This window comes from Methylibium sp. T29, assembly GCF_000576205.1.
GTDB classification, from domain to species: domain Bacteria; phylum Pseudomonadota; class Gammaproteobacteria; order Burkholderiales; family Burkholderiaceae_C; genus Methylibium; species Methylibium petroleiphilum.
On sequence record NZ_AZND01000019.1, the window covers coordinates 1 to 15,496 of the forward strand.

At 70.1% G+C, this 15,496-nt stretch carries 16 protein-coding genes and 3 pseudogenes; all 19 read right to left on the reverse strand.

From position 1 onward, the window contains the following. Positions 1 to 1,053: MFS transporter (locus tag x551_RS04740; protein ID WP_036247699.1), on the reverse strand; the 1,053-nt coding region annotated here is incomplete at its 3' end. Between the two features lie 40 nt (positions 1,054 to 1,093). Further along, positions 1,094 to 2,413 carry a cyclopropane-fatty-acyl-phospholipid synthase family protein gene (locus x551_RS04745; RefSeq protein ID WP_036231425.1) on the reverse strand — a complete coding sequence of 440 codons (1,320 nt, stop codon included), beginning with the start codon at positions 2,411 to 2,413 and terminating at the stop codon, positions 1,094 to 1,096. A 12-nt stretch (positions 2,414 to 2,425) separates the two neighbouring features. Then, positions 2,426 to 3,577 (reverse strand): hypothetical protein, encoded by a 1,152-nt coding sequence (locus x551_RS04750; protein WP_051511846.1) that lies wholly within the window; start codon positions 3,575 to 3,577, stop codon positions 2,426 to 2,428. Next, positions 3,574 to 4,038 carry a MerR family transcriptional regulator gene (locus tag x551_RS04755; RefSeq protein WP_081771214.1) on the reverse strand — a complete coding sequence of 155 codons (465 nt, stop codon included), beginning with the start codon at positions 4,036 to 4,038 and terminating at the stop codon, positions 3,574 to 3,576. Before x551_RS04755 ends, x551_RS04750 begins: the two co-directional genes overlap by 4 nt. A gap of 107 nt (positions 4,039 to 4,145) precedes the next feature. Next, positions 4,146 to 5,330, reverse strand: a complete 1,185-nt coding sequence (locus x551_RS04760) for a thiolase family protein (RefSeq protein WP_036231422.1) — start codon at positions 5,328 to 5,330, stop codon at positions 4,146 to 4,148. Positions 5,331 to 5,347: 17 nt separating this feature from the next. Further along, a complete protein-coding gene (pduL, locus tag x551_RS26920) occupies positions 5,348 to 6,391 on the reverse strand; it encodes a phosphate propanoyltransferase (protein ID WP_253950299.1) in 1,044 nt (347 codons plus the stop codon). Continuing rightward, positions 6,391 to 7,118: pseudogene (locus x551_RS26925) on the reverse strand (acetate/propionate family kinase); the annotation flags it as partial. The gene pduL and the pseudogene x551_RS26925, both read right to left, overlap by 1 nt. A gap of 17 nt (positions 7,119 to 7,135) precedes the next feature. Next, positions 7,136 to 7,915, reverse strand: coding sequence for an enoyl-ACP reductase FabI (gene fabI / locus x551_RS04775; protein ID WP_036231419.1), 780 nt, complete (start codon positions 7,913 to 7,915; stop codon positions 7,136 to 7,138). A 40-nt stretch (positions 7,916 to 7,955) separates the two neighbouring features. Then, positions 7,956 to 8,177: a DUF2933 domain-containing protein gene (locus x551_RS04780; protein ID WP_036231418.1), complete on the reverse strand. Its 222-nt coding sequence runs from the start codon at positions 8,175 to 8,177 to the stop codon at positions 7,956 to 7,958. Positions 8,178 to 8,189: 12 nt separating this feature from the next. Further along, a complete protein-coding gene (locus tag x551_RS04785) occupies positions 8,190 to 8,681 on the reverse strand; it encodes a hypothetical protein (protein WP_051495643.1) in 492 nt (163 codons plus the stop codon). 32 nt (positions 8,682 to 8,713) lie between these two features. After that, positions 8,714 to 10,390 (reverse strand): DUF3141 domain-containing protein, encoded by a 1,677-nt coding sequence (locus x551_RS04790; RefSeq protein ID WP_036231417.1) that lies wholly within the window; start codon positions 10,388 to 10,390, stop codon positions 8,714 to 8,716. A gap of 5 nt (positions 10,391 to 10,395) precedes the next feature. Next, complete coding sequence (locus x551_RS04795; protein ID WP_034399060.1) at positions 10,396 to 10,701, reverse strand: heavy-metal-associated domain-containing protein; 306 nt, start codon at positions 10,699 to 10,701, stop codon at positions 10,396 to 10,398. Between the two features lie 18 nt (positions 10,702 to 10,719). Then, positions 10,720 to 11,016 (reverse strand): DUF2933 domain-containing protein, encoded by a 297-nt coding sequence (locus x551_RS04800; RefSeq protein ID WP_034399058.1) that lies wholly within the window; start codon positions 11,014 to 11,016, stop codon positions 10,720 to 10,722. Positions 11,017 to 11,047: 31 nt separating this feature from the next. Continuing rightward, positions 11,048 to 11,215 carry a hypothetical protein gene (locus tag x551_RS25745; RefSeq protein ID WP_161727965.1) on the reverse strand — a complete coding sequence of 56 codons (168 nt, stop codon included), beginning with the start codon at positions 11,213 to 11,215 and terminating at the stop codon, positions 11,048 to 11,050. 264 nt (positions 11,216 to 11,479) lie between these two features. Beyond that, the gene (locus x551_RS04805; protein ID WP_152543406.1) at positions 11,480 to 11,977 is read right to left on the reverse strand and encodes a hypothetical protein; all 498 of its coding nucleotides are present in this window, start codon (positions 11,975 to 11,977) and stop codon (positions 11,480 to 11,482) included. A 73-nt stretch (positions 11,978 to 12,050) separates the two neighbouring features. Further along, a pseudogene (locus tag x551_RS28095) lies at positions 12,051 to 12,284 on the reverse strand (hypothetical protein); the annotation flags it as partial. Next, positions 12,221 to 13,210 (reverse strand): annotated as a pseudogene (locus tag x551_RS04810) (phospholipase D-like domain-containing protein); the annotation flags it as partial. The pseudogenes x551_RS28095 and x551_RS04810, both read right to left, overlap by 64 nt. 144 nt (positions 13,211 to 13,354) lie before the next feature. Beyond that, a complete protein-coding gene (locus x551_RS04815) occupies positions 13,355 to 14,617 on the reverse strand; it encodes an MgtC/SapB family protein (protein ID WP_036231409.1) in 1,263 nt (420 codons plus the stop codon). Then, a complete protein-coding gene (locus x551_RS25750; protein ID WP_036231407.1) occupies positions 14,614 to 15,486 on the reverse strand; it encodes an alpha/beta fold hydrolase in 873 nt (290 codons plus the stop codon). The genes x551_RS04815 and x551_RS25750 overlap by 4 nt, the downstream gene beginning before the upstream one ends. Positions 15,487 to 15,496: the final 10 nt, after the last annotated feature.

Here is a 15,496-nt window from a genome sequence, read left to right on the forward strand (position 1 = left end):
CCCGAGGTTGGCCGCCGCGGCCTGCCGCCCCATCGCCCAGCCCTGGCGCGTGCCGGCTGCGCTCGAGATACGCACGGCCAGCGAGGGGATCAGCACGCCAATGCCGGCTGCTGCCAGCACGAACGCGGCGGCGGTCACGACACCCCCGTTCGAGCCGGCCTGCAGGCCGAGGCCTGCCGACAGCACGAGGAGCGCGGCGACGACGAGCCGCGGCTCGCCCAGCCTGCGCTCCAGGCGTGGCAGGGCCCAGAACTGCACGGCGATCATCACGCCGCTGCACAATGCGAAGTACAACGAAACCGGCCACGCGTCCGCGACCGCCACCCTGCGGGCCGCCAGGGTGGCACCGACCTCGGCCACCGTGATCGCCAGCACGACGACGGCCGTCAAAAGCAGCGAGCGGACGATGCGCCGCTCGTCGCCGGGCGCCGCACCGGCCAAGCCAGGGGGCACGGCCCGGTTGACCGGCAGCGTGAGCACGCCTGCGGCCGCCACCAACCCGACCACAGCGACGACATGCAGCGCCAGTGCACTGAGCGCGCCATGGCCACCCACGGCGCGTATCGGCGCGGCCAGCCCGTCGCCGAGTGCCGGACCGAGCAGGAAGCCCAAGGCAGTGGCCGATGCGATCCAGGCGAAGCGGCGCTGCAGGCGGGACGGCGCCGACGCGGTGACGACATAGGCAAACACCGCCGGGAGCACCGCCGCCGCGGTCAGGCCGGCGATCGCACGCACCACGTACAGCCCGCGAAGTCCGAGCGAACCGGTCAGGGCCCACAGCGCCGCGCTCGATCCGGCCAGCCCGGCGACGAGCACCCAGCGGCGATCGATCCGATCGGCCAGCGCGCCCCAGGCGGGCGCAAACAGGAACAGGGCGAGCGTGTACGTGCCGGTGAGCCAGCCCGTGTGCCCTTCCACGTCGGCTGCCGAACCGCCCCCCGCGCGCTCCACCAACCCGGGCAGCACAGGCAATGTCACGCCATACGCCATCGACACCGCCATTGCGGCCGCGAGCAGCGCCGCGAAGGCGCCGGCCGAGAGATCCGAACGCATCTCGCCCGCCGGCCGCGGAGACGGCACCGTCCATGACCAATCACTCACGGTAGAGATCGCGGCGGGTCAACGGGACCGGCCACGTGCCGCGATCGCGCTTCGAGGCGACGATCTGGTAAATGCCCGTGCCGCCCGCCTCGAACTCGAGCGCACACGCCGCCATGTAGAGCCGCCAGATGCGGTAAGTGACCTCGCCGACCTCCTGCAGCGCCTCCTCGCGACGCGCCTCTAGCCGCTCGACCCAGTGCCGCAGCGTCAGCGCGTAGTGCGGACGCAGCCCCTCGACATCATGGATCTCGAAGCCGGCCCGCTCCATCCCGAGCTGGATGTTGCTGACGCAATCGAGCTCGCCGTCCGGGAAGACGTAGCGATTGATGAATTCCGTCGCGACCGTCCGGTTCCAGCCCTCCTCGTCGTGGGTGATCCCATGGTTGAGGAACAGCCCGCCCGGTCGCAGCACCCTCTGCACGGCGGCGTAGTAGGCCGGCAGGTTCGCCAGGCCGACATGCTCGAACATACCGACGCTGGACACCTTGTCGTAGACCGCCACGCCGTCGAGGTCGCGGTAGTCGCGCAGCTCGACCGTGACGAGATCCTGCAGGCCTTCGACCCGGATGCGCTCGCGTGCGTACTCGAACTGCCGTTCGCTGAGCGTGATGCCATGCGCCCGGACGCCGTGGTGGCGGGCCGCCCAGCACACGAGCGCGCCCCAGCCGCAGCCGATGTCGAGCAGGCGGTCCCCGGGCTGCAGGCGCAGCTTGCGGCAGATGTGCTCCAGCTTGTTGCGCTGCGCCTGCTCGAGCGAGTCGTCGGCGGTCTCGAAGTAGGCGCAGGAATAAACGCGCTCGGCGTCCAGCCACAGACCGTAGAACGCGTTGGACACGTCGTAATGGAACGAGATCGCCGCCCGGTCCGTCCGGCGGGAATGGCGATGCGCAAACCGCCGGGCCATGCGCGAGGCCAATCCGCCGGACGGCTTCAGGCCCTCCTGCTCGGACACCCGCAGCATCAACGCATCGCGCCACAGCGCCAGCTTGTCGCGCCAGGTCAGCGAGACCGCCTCGAAGTGGTCCTTCAATGCCAGTGCGCTGTACAGATCGCCTTCGACATCGATCACACCGCGGAAGTAGGCGTCGGCCAGCAACAGCGGATCGGGCCGCAGCACGAGGCGACGCAGCAGCCCGGGGTCGCGGATCACGAGCGTGTACTCGGGGTGGGTCTCGAGCTCGTGCAGGATCGCATCGCCCAGCCTCAGCGCCGGTGGCCGTTCGATGCCTGCCAGCAAGCGGCGCAGGATACGCAGCGCCGGACCGTGCAGGTCCGGCGGCAGGGGTCGAGCGAACGTGGTCGAGTGGTCCATCGGTTGGTCTCTTCAGTGCATGTCTTGTGGTTCGGCCAGGGTCGCGGTAGACACGTCGTCGACGGAAATCAGCGGTGCGCGCCGCAGATCGTCCGTCACGGCCGTGAGGCACTGCCGGCTCGCTGCGTGAACGGTGAACAGCGGCTGGCCCCGGTGCACCCGCTCGCCGATCCGGGCATGCAGCACGACGCCGGCGCCGGCTCCTTGCGCTGCGCCAGCCAGCACCGCGACGCGCTGCACATGCGCGCCGTCCAGCGACCTCACGTGGCCAGCGTGTTCGGCCGTGATGGTTTCGGCGATCGGCGCCAGCGTCGGCTCACGCATCCCACCCTGGGCCTCGCACAGGGCCTGGAAGCGCCCCCATGCGGCGCCGCTGTCGAGCAGTCGCCAGGCGTCGAGCTCGCCATGTCCGGGTCGGCTCGCGCCGCACATCTCGAGCAGCAGGCCGGCTTCGGCCAGCGCGTGCATGCGCAGGTCGACCGGCGCCGCCGCGGCGCCGCGCAGCACGGCCAACACGTCCATCGCCTCGGGTGCCGGACCGATGCCCAGACCCACCGGCTGAGTACCGGCCGAACGAGCGACGCGAACCTGCACGCCGACCGCTGCGCCCACGGCCCTTAGCAGGGCTTGCAGGCGATGGAAGCGTTCGTCGTCGGGCACGCCGGTACCCCGTCCGACCGTCACGTTGACGAGCAGGCTCCCCACGCCGGCAGCCACCCGGCGCGACAGTGCCGACGCCACGAGGCTCGCGTCATCCGCCGTGGGACTCCACGGCACGTTCGTTGCCACGCCCGCGGCGTCCGCGCGGGCGACGCACATGCCCTCGCGCGAGGTGATGATGGCTGCAGTCGCACGATCGAGTTCCACCCCGGTCAGCGTCGCCATCGAGTCGGCGCTGCTCCAAGTCCCCGCGCCGGACCGCAGCGAGAAGTGCGGCATCGTCGCGCCCGCGGCAGCCACGATCGCCGCAACGATCGGCGTCGTCCGGTGCCCGGGGAACCGGTCCAGTCCGTGCCGGTCGACGACGCGGGTCGACTCCCAGGCAAGTGCCCGACTCGCCTCGGCCGTCCAGGCGCGCGCGAGGGCGATGGCCCGCCGGGCCGCCGGGCCACTGTACGGCTCCGAATCCCAGAGCTCGTGGGTCGGGCCGGCGGCTTGGCTCATCCCTCGCTCCTTCGCCCAGCGGAGGCTCCGCGGTCGCATCGCGCGGCCGAAGCCGGCTCCTGCGCGAACCCCTCGATGAGGCCACACACGGAGTGGCCGTCGGGCACGCCATCGGGACGCCGCTTCCAGTCGGCCACCGCCCGCTGCATGCGCCGATGCAGCCGCATGGCGGCGTCCAATTGACGACCCTGCTCCGCGAGTCGCTGGTCGAGCAAGGTGCGCGCACGCGGACACGGCAGTTCGCCACGCTGCCCCATCTCGACGAGTTCGCCAGCGTCCCTGAGCGTAAAACCCAGCGCCAGCGCGCCGCGGATGAAGCGCACGCGCGCGACACTGCGCTCCGAGAACGTGCGGTAGCCGTTCTCGGTCCGGCCATCCGCCACCACCAGGCCGACCCGCAGATAGTGGCGCAGCGTGTCGGCGGACACGCCGGCCTGCCGCGCGCACTCGATCAATCGCATCGAATTTCTCCGTCGCCGCAGGGCCGCGTCGACTCCCGGGCAGCGAGTCTCGACCCGGGTGCTGCACATGGGTCAAGTCCCTGCATGACCGGGCCGGCCTGCATTGCTCAGATCCGCTCGAGCGCCAGCGCAACGGCCTGGCCGCCGCCGATGCACAGCGTCACGATGCCGCGGCGCAGGCCGTCGCGCTGCATCGCGTGCAGCAGCCGGGTGGTGAGGATCGCTCCGGTCGCTCCGATCGGGTGCCCGTGCGCGATGGCGCCGCCCTCGACGTTGACCACGTCCTCGGCGAAACCGAGTTCGCGCTGGCAGGCCAGCGCGATGGCCGCGAAGGCCTCGTTGATCTCGACCCGGTCGACGTCCCCGATGGTCCAGCCGGCACGCTCGAGCGCCTGGCGCACGGCCGGCAGCGGCCCGAGCCCGAAGAAGTTCGGGTCCACGGCGCCGATGCCGAAAGCCGCCAGGCGCGCCTGCGGCTGCAGCCCCTGGCGCTCGGCCCAGTCGCGCTCGGCCACCACCATCGCGGCCGCGCCGCTGTTGAGGCCTGGCGCATTGCCCGCGGTGATGGTGCCCTCCTTGCGGAAGGCGGGCTTGAGCCGCGCCAGCGACTCCATTGTCGTCTCGGGCCGGTTGTGCTCGTCGCGCGCGAACGGCACCGGCCCCTTCCGACCAGGCACCTGCAGGGTGACGATCTCGCCGTCGAACCGGCCCGCCGCCTGCGCGGCCGAGAACGCCCGCTGCGAGCGCAGCGCCCAGCGGTCCTGGTCTTCCCGCGAAATGCCGCAACGGATCACCAGGTCCTCGGTGTGCCAGCCGGCATGCTGCCCGCTGACGGCGTCGTGCAGGCCGTCCAGCAGCATGCTGTCGAACAGCGTCACGTCGCCCATGCGCGCACCCCAGCGTCCCTGCGGCAACAGGTAGGGCGCGCGGTCCATGTTCTCCATGCCGCCGGCCACCGCGCAGTCGACCATGCCGGCGGCCACCTCGAGCGCTGCGCTGACGACGGCTTGTGCCCCGGATCCGCAGACACGGTTGACCGTCAGCGCGGGCACTTCGACGGGAAGCCCCGCCGCGAGCCCTGCCTGGCGAGCCGGGTTCATCCGGTTGCCGGCCTGAATGACGTTGCCCATCACGAGCGACTGCACCTGCGCCCCGGCAAGGCCGTTGCGCAGCAACGTCTCGCGGATCACCGCGGCGCCGAGTTCGGCGGCCGGCAGGTCCTTGAGCGCACCGCCGTAGGTGCCGATGGGAGTGCGAACCGCACCGCAAAGGACGACTTCGTTGCTTGCCATGACGTTTCTCCTGTCGATCAATGCGTCTCGCAGGACGCGTGGTTCTCGTGGTCGCGCTGGCCGCAGACGCGGGCCGTGCAGGCGGCGCTCTGCAGCACGCCCTCGCCGGCACCGCGCAATCCAGCGGCGTTGGCCTCGTCGGTGTCCAGATGCAGTTCGAGCACCGCGCCGTCGTCGACACGCAGGGCGACATGGCGCAACACCGTGCCGCGCGGCGTGTCGAGCGCGACCTCGATCTCCCCTCGATCCTGGACACCGAGCCGCCGCGCATCGGCGCTCGTCAGGTGCAGGTGGCGGCGCGCAACGATCAAACCCGGGGTGCGCAAGGCCCCTGCCGGGCCCGCCAGCGTGACCTCGGCGCTGCCCGCGAGATCGCCGGACAGGCGCAGCGGCGCCTCGATGCCGAGCCGGATGGCCTCGGTGCGGCTGACCTCGATCTGGTTGGCCGCACGGCAGGGCCCGACGACGCGCACGCGTTCGAGCCGGCCGCGCTCGCCGATCACGGAAACCGTTTCCTCGGCGGCGAAGAAGCCGGGCTGGCTGAGCGGCTGCAACACGCGCAGCGCGTGGCCGGTGCCGAACAAGGCCTCGACGGCGGCCTGCGTGAGATGCACGTGGTGGGCCGAGATCGCCACCGGCATCGAGAAGTCCTGCCGCGCCGCGGCGCGCTCGGCTCGGCGCAGCACCGCCGCGGTCTCGCGGGCGATGACCCACTGCTCGCGCGAGCGCACCGCCAGCACCGCCACCTGCGAGCGCGGTGCCTGCAGTTCGGCGACCGCGGCACCGGACGCGCCGAAGGACTCGTTGCGGTCTTCGTCGAGACGCACGCCGAGGAACTGCAGGCCCTCCAGGATGCGCCGGCGCAGCGCGGCAGAGTTCTCCCCTGCCCCGCCGGTGAAGGCGACGGCGTCGCAGCCGCCCATTGCCGCGGCGTAGGCCCCGATGTACTTGCGAACCCGGTAGGCGTGAACCTGCAGCGCCGTGCGGGCGCCGGCATGCCCTGGCGCGCCCGGGCCTCGATCTCGCGCAGGTCCGAGCCGATGCCCGACAGCGCCTTCAATCCACTGTCGTGGTACAGCGCCGCTTCGATCTGTGCCGGGTCGAGTCCGAGCGTCCGCGCGACGAACGCCGGCACGCCGGGGTCCAGATCGCCGCTGCGCGTGCCCATCACGAGCCCCTCCAGCGCCGTCATCCCCATCGAGGTATCGATGGACCGGCCGCGGTCGATCGCGCAGACGCTGGCACCGTTGCGAGGTGGCAGCTGACGATGCGCAGATCCTCAGGAGCCCGTTCCAGCGCACCGCTCACCGCTTCGAGCACGTGCCGATGCGACAGGCCATGAAAGCCGTATCGGCGCACCCCGGCGTCGCGCCAGGCCTGCGGCACCGCATAGAGCGACGCCTGCTCGGGCATGCCGGCATGGAACGCGGTGTCGAACACGGCCACCTGCGGCAGGCCCGGCCAGCGTTCGCGCGCCAGACGGATGCCGGCCAGCGCGACCGGGTTGTGCTGGGGCGCCAGCGGGGCGGCCTGGTCGATCTCGCGCTCGGTGTCCGCGTCGACAAGCGCGGCCTCACTCAGGCGGGGTCCGCCGTGCGCGACACGATGGCCGACGGCATCGATCGCCGGCATGCCGGCATCGCGCAGCCGGCGCTCGATCTCGTCGAACGCCGCGGCATCGACCGCGGGATGCTCGATCGTCGCCTCCATCAGCGGCGTGGCCGAGGCCGGATCGAACACGCCGAACTTGAGCGTCGCGCTGCCGGCGTTGAGCGAAAGGATGTGCATGGCCCGGCCCGCCGCCCTCAATGGAACACCATGCCTTCGACATGGAATCCGGCGTCGACGTGCACCACTTCGCCGGTGATCGCCGACGCGTAGGGACTGGCCAGAAGCAGCGCCACACGGCCGACCTCGCAGCCGTCCACGGTACGACGCTGCGGCGACCGGCGCGCGGCCTCGTCAAGCAGCTCGTCGAAGTGGGTAATGCCGGAGGCCGCGCGCGTTCGCACCGGGCCCGCGGAGATGGCGTTGACGCGGATGCCGGCGGGCCCGAGTTCGTGCGCGAGATAGCGCACCGAGGCCTCGAGCGCCGCCTTCACCGGCCCCATCACGTTGTAGTGCTCGACGACCTTCTCGGCGCCGTAGTAGCTGACCGTCGTCAGGCTGCCGCCCTCCCGCATCAGCGGCTCTGCGAGCTTGGCCATGCGGATAAAGGAGTGGCAGGACACCAGCATCGCCTCGGCGAACCCGACGCCCGAGCAGTCGGCCAGGCGGCCCTGCAGGTCTTCCTTGCGCGCCGACGCGATCGAGTGGAAGACGAAGTCGAGCCTGCCCCAGCGGTCGCGTAGGGCGTCGAAGACCGCCTCCAATTGCCCCTCCTCCAGCACGTTGCACGGCAGCAGCTGCGCCTGCACCTCCTCCGCGAGCGGCGCGACGAAGGACCGAGCCTTCTCGTTGTAGTAGGTCATGGCCAGCTCCGCACCGGCATTGCGGAAGTGCCGCGTGGCAGACCAGGCCAGGCTGTCGGCATTCGCGACGCCGACCACGAGGCCCCGGCGGCCGGAAAGATCGATGGTTTCCATTGAATCGCCTTGCTGTGTTACTTCGAGGGTCGACCGGCGTTCAGCGCGGACCGCTCTTTCGTACGCCGTCACCCTGGAATCGCACGAGGAGGTACAGCAGCACGATGCACAGTCCGAGCAGCGCGTGCAGCCACCAGCCGAGCGCATGCGCCCGGTGTTCCAGTACCAGCAGCAGCAGCGCCACCGCCGCGAACGCCCAGAAGATCCACCGGGCCCGGGCGCGACCCTGGTCGGTGTCGGGAAGCTTCGTCGGTATGGTCATTGCCCTTCTCCTTCAGCGCTCGGCGCGGTGCGGCGACCAGGCGTCGAACCTGAACTCGATCTCGTCGGTCCGCGACGGCAGCCGCACCCAGAGCCGGAACCGGTACGGCCCGTCCTTGGCAACGCCGAAGACCTGCCCGTAGCTGGCCTGGTCGTTGACCTTCATCGGCAGCAGGTACTTCGCCGGCTCGTCGACGATGCCAGCTTCGCTGAGCTGCGCGCGCACCACCGCGTCCTCGATGCGACGGCCGCTCGCGCTGTCGTAGAGCGCCACGACGAGGTGGTGCACCTGACCACCGCCCTTGGGCGGACCGCCGTGCAGTTCGGCCAGCGCATGCTTGTCGGCCACGACCGCGGCCGGCACGAGCCCCCAGTAGAGGGTGACGCCGGACCGCTCCATCCGGCTCTGGGCCAGCGCCGGGCTCAGCATCGTGGCCAGCAATAGCAACAGCCACGTCGCGGTGAGGAATCGCCAGCCTTGTGCCGGCAGCGGGATGGTTCTCATGGCGTGACTCCTCTCGGCGATCGGCCTGCTGGTCATCGGGCATAGATCTGCTGGAACACCAGCTCGGCCCAGAGGTCGCGGCTCGTGCGCCACGACTCCCAGGCCTGCGCGTAGGCGTCCGCGCCGACGCGCTCCAGCTGGTACCAGGGGTTGGCCTTGCGGTCCGAGTCGTGCGCGCCCCACTGGTCGAGCCACTGCTGCATCCACGGCAACCAGGCCAGCGCCGGCGTCGCCCTTTCGGACCAGACCTGCCGGCTGACGCGCATCGGATGCAGTTCGCGCAGCAGGCGTGCGGATGCGGGCGTGACCGCCATGCGCACCCACGGCGAGACCCATTGCGCATAGGCACGCTCGGCGGCCTCGGACAGCGCCTGCACCTTGTCGAATCCAGCCGGGTTGGCGTCGAACGGCAGGTCCTCCAGGCGACGTGGTTCGAAGCGGGCCGCGGTGGCGCCGTCGCCCGTGGCGGCGTCGTCGAGAACCATCTCGTAGAGGCCGGGCGCAAGGTCCTGGATCGTTCCGGCGTGGTGCAGGATGGCGCGATGCTCGCGCCGCGCCACGCCCGCCGACACGAAGATGCCGAGGTGGCCCACCTGCTTGTGCAGCAGGTAGACGACACGCTGGCCGGCAGCCACCAGGTCCTCGGTCGTGGCAAACACTTCCTTCAGCCAGCCCAGCGCCTGGTGCGGCGGCGTGATGTTGTCGCCGTAGGAGCTGAAGATCACCAGCGGCGCCCCGATGCGCTTGAGATCCGCACGGCAATGGCCGTCGACCACGACCTCCCCGTTCTCGAGGCGGTTGCCGACGAACAGCTCCCCGGCGATGGCCAGCATCTCCTCTCGTGCGAGTTGGTAGAAGCCGTTCCACCAGCGCTCGAACTCCAGGAAGCGATCGCGCTCGGCCTCCGGTTGCGCAAAGAGCGTGTCGTACTTCCTGAACACGCCCTCGGGCCGCAACGCCTCGAAGTTCTGCACCAGCCACGCGCCATCGAAGCGGCCGTTGCCCAAGTCCGACATCCAGTGCGCCGGCCAGACGCCACCGGTGAAGCCGCCCAGCAGCCGCATCGGGTTGACGCCGCGCTCACCGGCCCAGTACGACAGCGGCGAGCCGTTCAGCACCGCCAGCGCCGCGCGATGCTGGCAATGCGATAGCGCCAGCGTGATCGCCCAGCCGCCCTGGCAGTTGCCGTAGACGATCGGTGCCTTGCCGCGATGGCGCCCGGCAACGATGTCGATGAAGGCCGCCAGCGTCTGCACGACGGCCCCCATCGTCTGGCCCTCGACCGGCTCCGGGTCGAAGACGACGAAGTAGACCGGGTGGCCTTCGAGCAGCGCCATGCCAACTTCCGAATCGCGCTTGAAGCCGCCGATGCCGGGACCATGCCCGGCGCGCGGGTCGACGACGATCACCGGTGCGGCGCCCTTGCGCACGTGCTTCTCAAGCGCGTCAGTGCCGCAGCGCGTGACGCGCAGCAGCCGGTAGTTCGACGGCGGATCGAGGTCCCGCCCGTCTGCCACCGGCTCGGACTCAAAGTGCAGCAGCGGCGGCATACCTGCGGCCTCGTGCGCGCTCATGTTGGCCGCACGCTCGCGCAGCGTGTCGGCCGCCGCTGTGGCGCGCCACAGCGCGTCCAGCCAATAGCGGACGACCAGGCGACCAGGCGTGAGGCCCGCGGAATCGGTCGCAACGGCGGTGTTCGATGTCGACATGAGTCTCAACCGCAGCAGCAACCGCCGCGACCCTTGGTGGCCGCACCGGCACCACTGCCACAGCCACCGGTCGGATGCTGATGCGCGGTTTGGGCGCCAGCCGCAGCGTCCGCTTGATAGCCAGCCTCGCCCAGCGCAGCGACGAGTTCCGGCACCTGATGCGCGGCGTGCTCGCCGCGGACACGCGCGATGCCGCTGCCGAGATCGACCTCGACGTCCTGCACGCCGGGGACGCGCTTGAGCGCCTTGGTGACCGACGCGACGCAGGACCCGCAGGTCATGCCGTTGACTTTGAGTTCAGTGGTTTGCATGTTGGGACTCCTTGGGTTTCAGTGCTGGTGGCCGCCCTGGCCACCGGGGGGAAGCTGGCGCGCGTCGTCCTTGGGCTTCGTCTCCGACCCGCCGCCATGCCCACCGTGGCCACCATGCCCGCCGTGCCCGAACAGGTGCATCAGCGGGCAGGCCAGCAGGATCAGGAATGGCAGCAGTTGCCCGAGGTGCGCGTTGTGGCGGAAGAACATCCAGGCGACTGCGGCAGCCAGACCGATCCACAGCACCCATTGATTGATGCGGGACCAGTTCGGGCCGGACGGGCCGCCGTTGCCGTGTTCATGGGAGTGGTTCATGGAAGATCTCCTGGCTGCGTTGATGCGTCGGTCACTGGTTCTTGTGGAACTTCGCGTGGTCGTGCACGGGCTTGGTCCTGGCCTTGGACTTGGCGCCGGATGCCGCTTCGGCTGGCGCACAGGGCATGGACCTGGCCGAAGGCGCATTGCGCTCGGCGCCGTGGTCATGGCGCTTCATCGCGCCGGCATTGCAGTCCATGGGCATCGGCACAGAAGCCGCGGCAGCGGCAGCCGGGTCGGCCGCGGGACGTTCCTGTGCCACCGCGGCAGAAGCGCCGACCGCGAGGGCGACAAGGGACGTCAGAAGGAAGGGGGTACGCATGACAAGACTCCTGATGTAAGGAACGACACGGAACGCAAACACGAACGGGGAATGCCGCTGCCTCACAGCGCCGCTGCGGGCGCGATGGCGAACGGAAGGCAGGGCGCGACGCGGATCAGATCCGCGTGGCGTCCGGGGGTGTCAAAGCGCGAGGCGCTGGAACGCGATGCGCGGCGGGGGCCCGCCGGGCAGGGTCGGCGAGTCGACCATCAGGCGACCCACTGCGGGATCGGCCTGGCCGGCTACCGAAAGCGTGTGGGAGACCGGCAGCGCGAAACCCAGCGCAGCCAAGCCATCACCGACCACCTTCAACTGCGGAGCACCGAGAGAGGGCTTCTCGCAGAAGTCCAGGCAGTTGACCTTGGCGAGGTCACCTTGCTCGTCGCCGTGTTGGTGTTTCTGAACAGCGTCGGCGGCAAAAGGCGTCGCCGCATCGGAGCGGTGATGCGCCGGCTCGCCCAGAGCGCAGGCGTTGGCCACGCCCATCGCGAGGCCGAACAGCCACACGAGCAGCACCCGGGCTGCCCATCGGCGGAGACGTCGGCGATCGCTGAACATGATGATGACGCGTGGGCGAAACGAGGCGGAGTCGTCGAGTCGAGAATAGGCGCGGACTCGCCAACGCCGTTTGATCGGCATCAACAATGCTCCGTAGTCGACTACGGACTCCGGTCCCGATCGGCCGCTCACGTCAACGAGTCGCGGTACCGCCCTAATGCCCTACTGCTGCCGCTCCACCACCGCACCGAGCAGCGCCAGCAGCCGCTCGGACATCGGCCGCCGGCGCCAATCGCGCAGGTCGACGGACCTGCTGAGCGCAGCGTCGCGCTCGAAGTCCTCGCGCAGGCGCGCTGCCAGCGCGCGATCGGGCAAGGCAAGATTGAGTTCGTCGTTCAGGCCGAACGATCGGTTGTCGAAATTGCTGGACCCGACGACGACCCACAGCTCGTCGACGAGCAGCGCCTTGCTGTGGTTCATGCCGGGTTCGTACTCCAGCACTTCCACGCCGGCGCTGAGCAGGTCCCCATAGCGGCGCCGGCTCGCCCGCCGGGCGATCGGGTGGTTGTTGAAAGCGCCAGGCACGACGACCTGCACACGCACGCCGCGTTGCACGGCCTTTCGCAGTTCAGCCCGCATGCTGCGGTCCGGCAGAAAGTACGGCGAGGTGATGCGGATCGACCGGCGCGCGCCGGCAATCAGCAACTGGAACAACATGCGTGCCCGCGTAGCCCGGCCCGCCGACGGCGTACCTGTCACGATGATCGCATCGGTGCCCACGGCCGGCTGGCTGCCGAGAGCGCGGCAGTGGGCAAAGGATCCGGGATCGGTGAGCAGCTGGCCGGTGCTCTCGAGCCAGTTCTCGGCGAAGGCGGCCTGCACCGACGTGACGATGGTTCCTTCGAGCCGCACCATGGTGTCGCGCCACGGCGGCTGACCGGGCGGCCCGGTGTCCCACCAGCTCGCGAAGCCAGCACCGCCGACGAACGCAACCTCGCCATCGACGACGATCAGTTCGCGGTGCGTGCGGTTGTTGAACCGCTTCAGCGTGTGCCACCGCACCGGCTGGTACCAGGCGATCTCGCCGCCAGCCGCGCGCAGCCCGTCGAAGTACGCAGAAGGCGTTCGCCAGCTGCCGATCGCGTCGATGACCAGGCGCACGCTGACGCCGGCGCGCGCACGCTCGGTCAGCAGGTCGACGAGTTTGTCCGTCACAGCGCTCACATGGAACACGTAGGCTTCCAGGTGCACGCTGCGACGGGCGCGGGCGATGGTGGCCAACTCCTCCGGATAGAACGCGACCCCGTTCGTCAGCACCTCGATCGAGGCTGCCTTCGCGACGGGAGCATCGACCAGCGCTGCGAGCAGGCCCATGAACTCGTGATCTTCCGGCGACGGGAGGCGGTCGTCGATGTCGTAGGGCAGCCCGGGCTCGGCGAGTACGAGCACCAAGAGCAGGCCGAGCAGCGAAGCGCTGGCCAGCAGGAACAGGTGCCACAGCTGGAAAGTCAACGCCGTTCAGCGCAGTGCGAGCGCTGCTCCGACACCGACAAGTGCCATCACCGCATAAGCCGGCAGCACCCTCAGCGCCAGCGATCGACTGTCGAGCACCCACAACAGCCCGAGCTTGGTGACCTGGTTGACGGCGGCCGCGAGAAAGACGGCCAGGGCCGCGACCGAGCCGCCCACGACCCCATCGCCGACCATTCGGCCCACCGACAGGGTGATGGCATCGACGTCGACCAGGCCGGAGATCGCCGCCGTGACCAGCAATCCGGCGTCACCGAACCGGTCCGCGAGGAATCGCCCGGCCAGAAGCACCGCAGCAAGGAACAGCGCGAACTGGACGGCCGCGGTCAGCTTCAGCGGATTCTGCGTCGACAGATCCGGCAGATCCGCCGCATGCTCGCGCGTGGTCAGATGCGCGCCGAAGGCAGCCCCGGCAACGGCCATGGCGGCCAGGGTCCCGATGGTCGCCGTGCCGAGAGCCGGCGCGGCGACGCCGACAAGCACCGCCATGCGGCCGAACATGGCCGCGCACGCGAGCGTTGCCCCTCCGGCAGCCAGTGGCCGCCACTGCGGACTCTCCTTGGACCAGCGCGCCAGCGTCGCGGTGGTGGCCGTGCTGGACACGAGTCCGCCCAGCAGTGCGGTCAGGGTCAGACCGCGCCGGGCACCGAACCAACGCATCAGGACGAATCCAAGGAACGAGAGCAACGCGAGCAGCACAACCGCCCACCAGAGCTTGTACGGATTCAGCGCCTCGAAGGGACCGAACCCGCGATCGGGGAGGACCGGAAGGATGACGACGCTGATCAGCAGCAGTTGAATGCCGCTGGTCAACTCGCCTTCGGTGAGCTTGCCGATGCCGCTGTGCATCGGCCGCTTGAGTTGCAGCAGCGCGACCGTCACCACCGCGACGGCAGCGGCGAGCAGTGTGCTGCCACCCGCCGCCAGCACGCCGACGAGGAACGTGGTGATGGCGGCCATCGCCGTGGTCAGGCCCATGACGCTGTGCATGCGGGCCGTCACGATGTAGCCAGCCAGGATCAGCAGCGCCACCACGGCCAGCACGACGACCAGAATGATTGCCCCCCATCGTTGCGACAGCAGACCGCTCAGGCCGCCGAGCAAGCCGATCAGCGCAAACGTGCGCAGACCGGCAACGCGGTGGCCGTCGGGCAGATCACGTTGATGCCAGCCGCGTTCCAGGCCGATGAGCAGGCCCGCCGCCAGCGCAATCCCGACGCCCATCAGGTCCGACAGGGACACGCCGCTCATGGGTGCACCTTCACGCCGGGGCCTGCGGCGCGAGCAGATTGCTCGGCGGGGTTCACCGGCGCCTGCTCCCCGAGTCGCGACAGCCACTGCTCAATGTGTTGCATGCATTCGTGCGGCACTCGCAACCAGGGATGGTGGTCCACGCCGCCGAGAATGCGCATCTCCCACGTCGAGCGCGTGGCCGCCAGTTCCTGCGCCCCAGCCAAAGGCGCGGTCAGATCCGCACCGCCGTGCAACATCAGCACCGGCAGGATCTGCGCCGTCGCCTCGGCCTCGGCGCGCAGGTCATGCCGATACAGGGCCTCCCACAACGACGAGGTCGATGACACCATGTTGTGCGCAACGAGGTCTTCGGCGACTTCGCGCGGGATGTCGCGAAGAAGGCGCGGCAACAGGCGTCCGACGACGCGCCGCGTCAGGATGCATGCGAGCGCGGTCGCCCACATGTTCGTGTAGATCCAGCCGCCACGCTGCCGCGCAAACCAGGCGACGGCTCCTTCGGCGCCACCGAAGTTGGGGAGACTGATCAGCACGAGCCGCCTGACGACCGACGGATAGCGGGCGGCATAGGCAAGTGCCAGCGCGGCCCCGAGCGAGTGCCCGACCAGCGTCAGGGAGCGCTCCCCGGCCAGGCTCGCATGCAAAGCAGCGACGTGGCGCTCGACGCTGTAGCGCGTCCAGGGCTTCGGCGACTCACCGAAGCCGAGCAGGTCGATCAGGACGGTGCGGTGCCCCGACAGTGCGAACGGCACCGGACCGCAGGTCCAGTAGCGATGGGTCCCGCCCAGTCCGTGCAGCAGGACTGCGCAATGCTGACCGTGCCCCGCGTCAATGCGCTTCAGCGGCAGTGTCTCGGTCCCCATGCGCATCGGCCGCCAC